The organism is Pseudomonas sp. R62 (assembly GCF_000257605.1).
Classification (GTDB): domain Bacteria; phylum Pseudomonadota; class Gammaproteobacteria; order Pseudomonadales; family Pseudomonadaceae; genus Aquipseudomonas; species Aquipseudomonas atacamensis.
On record NZ_JH635999.1, the window covers coordinates 784,936 to 788,743 of the forward strand.

A 3,808-nucleotide genomic window follows, 5' to 3' on the forward strand; every position below is an offset into this window, starting at 1 on the left:
AGATCCGGATAGCAGTTATGGCTCTGGCGCGACGAATATCAAAAAACTTGCCGATCTGTATTACGAGGCTCCGATTGCTGATGGAGAAGGGCCTATAAAACAGGTGTCACGCCCCTTATACATCGAAGGCATCGGTACTCAATCCAACGAGAAAGACAGTATCGTCGGTCAAGGCACGGGACGTGGAGAGACGGGAGTCGCCGGTAGGGTGCAGACTTCGTTTACGTTCATCAAACAGGTTGTTGAAGACGCCATTCAAGAAAATCCGAACAGTGAAATTGCCTCGCTAACTTTTGACACCTTTGGATTCAGTCGAGGTGCAGCGGCGGCACGTCATTTCTGCAATGAAATTGTACGAGGCAAGCAGGGGCCGTTAAGGGATCTGCTTAGCACTTACGCTCATAATTTCAGCCGCACCTTTCTCGATCAATACGGCAGCAGTATCCGGATGGGCTTCATCGGTCTATTCGACACCGTGCCGTCAATTGCCGGTTTCACTAATTTCGGTAGAGTGCATAGCCCCATTGCTCCGGGCATTAAACTGTATCTCGACCCTCGCTTCTTCAAGGATGTTGTCCACTTGGTGGCGCGCGATGAATGTCGTGCCAATTTCGCCCTCAGCAATGTCAATCCCGATTATCCCGAATATGTTTTTCCGGGTGTGCATTCGGATATCGGTGGTAGCTATCTCGACGAAGTCGAGGAATGCGTATTGGTCAGCCCTATGCAGAGACTTGATGTATGGAGCAACACTGACGTTCAATCAACTTCGATCTATCAGGACGCCGCGATGGTAAAAAAACAATGGGTCGCCAAAGGATGGCCTGCCGATCTGTTGGAAATCGTAACCCCCCCCCGCGCTTGCTTTGCCGCCCGATCCGCAAGATCGTTTCGGGCCTAAACGCAAACGTGTATACGCTGGGCTTCAGCTCAAACGCCCGGTCAGTGGCAAACTCTCAAGGGTTTATTTGAGAGTCATGTATCAATTGGCCAAAGAAAAAGGTGTTCCTCTCCACGATATTCCCGAACGACCCGAGTATGCCGTTCCTCAAGAGCTGCAACCGCTTTGTGAAAGATTCATCGCCGGTGACTTCAGCACCACAGCTGAAGAGGAGAAATTGCTGCAATTGAAATACATCCACACATCTGCCAACTGGAATCACCCGCAAGGAAGGCGGGACGGCAGCGGCCTGAAAGCCGTTTATATCAATTCACCAACGGAAGATGGCATTCGCATGCAGCATCCTCATGTAGCTGACTGGAAGCTTTGGTAATGAGAATGTTCTTGGCTCTACTGGGTGTTTTGGCCTTTACCGGCTGTCACGCGACAGGCTCCAATTCAGGTGAAAACGATCCCAAATATCCTTGGTGGGAACTGGCGTTTATCAAGCCCAATTTCATGAACGTTTGGGTCGAAGACAGCTCAGTGGAAGACATCAACGGTCGAACGTTTCTGCGAGCCGGGGGAGGAAACGCCAGCGGCGCTGAACCAAATGACGACAAAGAATCCGCGCGCGGCTGGGTAGGTGTGGGAGGTACGGGGAAACCGGTTATAGGCGCAGATCTGCCCAAGCGAATTTTCGTACGCTGGCAATCTATACCGGAACAAAAAACCTACCGGGCTTGGGTGGATTTTCCTGAGGAAGCCAGGCGAGTGATGGTGACATCTACCCATCAGCGCTGCGCCGAAACTCCCGACAGGACGGCGCGCTTCATGGCTTCTGTGTATTTGGGACTCGCACCAGGTGGCATAGTCCAAGTCTGGGTCAGAGATCAGTGTCGACGCCCGATCAAAGTAGCCCGCACCCAAGCAGAGTTGGAACCGCTGGGGCCGGAGTTGGGCAAGAACGGTGGTCAGTATGCCTATCCCGTGAGTGAGAAGGCCAAGCGTTACATTGATAAGTTCGGCATCCCGTACGGTAGTTGGTAAATGACGCTGATGGAGCGCCATCTACTTTTCAGGCGCCAGACCGTTTCAATTTCGCTGAGTCGAATTAGCGGGGCAGCGTCTTGAGAATAGAAAAGGCCGACCGTTTCGATGATGTCGACTACGACGCAGGCTATGAGTATCGAGGGTTCAATTACCTGATTCTGGATGGTGTCGATCAGTTTCTCGTCAGAACTTACGATGACCAACCCGGTAGCGCGACGGTTGTACGCCCTGCCATGACCACAAGCACCAGACTCAGAACGCTGGCGGAATTCTTACGAACGGAGCTGGAGGTAACTGCGATTTATCTCTACAAGGGTGAAATAGGAAGCTATGCCCAGGTAGACCTAGAGAGCCTGCAATTCTGCTGATCCGGTATCGAGCCGGGAGCGATAAGCAGGACTCGCCAACCATGAGTCCCGCCACCACATCCCCTCAAACCTCAGCCTTCACCCCAACCTTCACCGGCGCTTTGCGATACGTCAGCAAAACAATTCCGCTCACCACAATCACTCCACCCACGATCTGTCCCCTGCTGAGCATTTGATCCAGCACAATCCAGCCCATCAACAACGTCGCGAGTGGTTCGATATTCATCACCGGGGCGTTGCGTGGCATGTCCAGTCGGGGTACGGAGATGAACAACACAATGAAGCCGGTCCCATAAAGCACCACAAGCGTGGCGAGGGCCAGCCAGCCGGTTGAGGTGGCGGGGAGGTTGAGTCCGCCGGGGAGGGCGCCGGTCAGGCCGGCCAGGTTGACGCTGCTGAAGACGATGAAGATGGTCAGCAGGCTGCGCACCGAGCCGCGCACTTGCGACAGCTTGTGATCAGTGATCCACAGCGCGCAGGCGAATACGCTGGCGGCGCAGAAGGCGAGTGCAACGCCCAGTAGCCATTCCGGACCGACGCTGGCGCTGTCTGACAGACGTCCGGGGACGTCCAGTACGAACACCAATCCCACGAGGATCAAGCCCATCAACATCGCGGTGCGCGCGCTTGGTCGTGGGCCGCCCAGCGCCCAGGTCAGCAAGGCGAGCAGGATCGGAAACACGTTGGCCACCAGCAGCGCCAAAGCGACCGGGACCCGCGCGACAGCGGAGTACAGACACAGGCTCTGCGCAGTAATCAGCAGGCCCAACAACAGTTGCCAACGCCACGCGCCCGTCGGCAGGCGCAGGCTTTGCCGCTGCCACAGGACGAGAATGGCCAGCACCAGCAAGGTCCCGCCCGAGCGCATCAGAATTGCCAGCAACACGCCCGCGCCATCATCAAAAGCGACCCGTGCCGCGACGTGGTTGCCGGCGAACGCACAGCCCATGCACAACAGAATGATCACGGCGAGATAACGAGGGAAGGGTGGCGGTACGGTTGGCGCAAACTCAGGACGGGACATGGCAGATCTCAAAAATGATAGCCACTCGGGGTGGCTCAGGTTTTTATTATGTTGTCGTACAACTGCCTGATTTGTACCGTAATCAAGCAGGCGCAGCAAGCTCGAAAGGCTTGAAAAACCGCTTAGGCGTGATGCTGGTTGAGTTTCAGAGGTCGTATGACGTGCTTTTTAAGTCCGGGCATCGAGTCGAGTTGCCCACCCATCCGCTCGAGCCTGACCGACCAGAAAGTCCACAAACGCCCGGGTTTTGGCCGGCAACAGTTTCTGGCTGGAAAAGTACAAATAGATCTGCCCCGCATCGACATGCCAACCCGGCAAAACCCTTTCCAGCGTGCCGTCCTGCAGATAAGGCAGCACATCCGGAACCGCCAACAGCGCAACCCCCAATCCCAAGCGCGCGCACTGACACAGCGCTTGCGGATCGTTGACCAACAGGCGCGGCGCCGACTCCAGCGGTGCTCGTTGCCCGTCGGGGCCTTGCAA

4 protein-coding genes and 1 pseudogene are annotated in these 3,808 nt (G+C 55.6%); 3 read left to right on the plus strand and 2 right to left on the minus strand.

Features of this window, described 5'->3' with window-relative positions; all coding sequences use genetic code 11:
• The 3 genes and pseudogenes from OQK_RS21895 to OQK_RS30580 all read left to right on the plus strand — a co-directional run.
• A pseudogene (locus OQK_RS21895) lies at nt 1-1,274 on the plus strand (phospholipase effector Tle1 domain-containing protein); the annotation flags it as partial.
• The gene (locus OQK_RS21900; protein ID WP_016774283.1) at nt 1,274-1,930 is read left to right on the plus strand and encodes a DUF2931 family protein; all 657 of its coding nucleotides are present in this window, start codon (nt 1,274-1,276) and stop codon (nt 1,928-1,930) included. The pseudogene OQK_RS21895 and the gene OQK_RS21900, both read left to right, overlap by 1 nt.
• An 80-nt stretch (nt 1,931-2,010) precedes the next feature.
• The gene (locus tag OQK_RS30580) at nt 2,011-2,301 is read left to right on the plus strand and encodes a hypothetical protein (protein ID WP_016774284.1); all 291 of its coding nucleotides are present in this window, start codon (nt 2,011-2,013) and stop codon (nt 2,299-2,301) included.
• Nucleotides 2,302-2,365: 64 nt separating this feature from the next.
• On the opposite strand, the gene OQK_RS21910 is transcribed toward OQK_RS30580, so the two are convergent.
• Together OQK_RS21910 and OQK_RS21915 are read right to left on the minus strand one after the other, a co-directional pair.
• On the minus strand, nt 2,366-3,325 hold the full coding sequence (locus OQK_RS21910; protein WP_016774285.1) for an EamA family transporter: 960 nt from the start codon (nt 3,323-3,325) through the stop codon (nt 2,366-2,368).
• A 168-nt stretch (nt 3,326-3,493) separates the two neighbouring features.
• A partial coding sequence (locus tag OQK_RS21915) for a LysR substrate-binding domain-containing protein (RefSeq protein ID WP_016774286.1) occupies nt 3,494-3,808 on the minus strand: 315 nt, incomplete at its 5' end.

Excerpts from the sequence above, each read along its gene's own strand:
- OQK_RS21900 (WP_016774283.1), top strand. The coding sequence starts at position 1,274 with ATGAGAATGTTCTTGGCTCTACTGGGTGTTTTGGCCTTTACCGGCTGT.
- OQK_RS21910 (WP_016774285.1), bottom strand. The coding sequence starts at position 3,325 with ATGTCCCGTCCTGAGTTTGCGCCAACCGTACCGCCACCCTTCCCTCGT.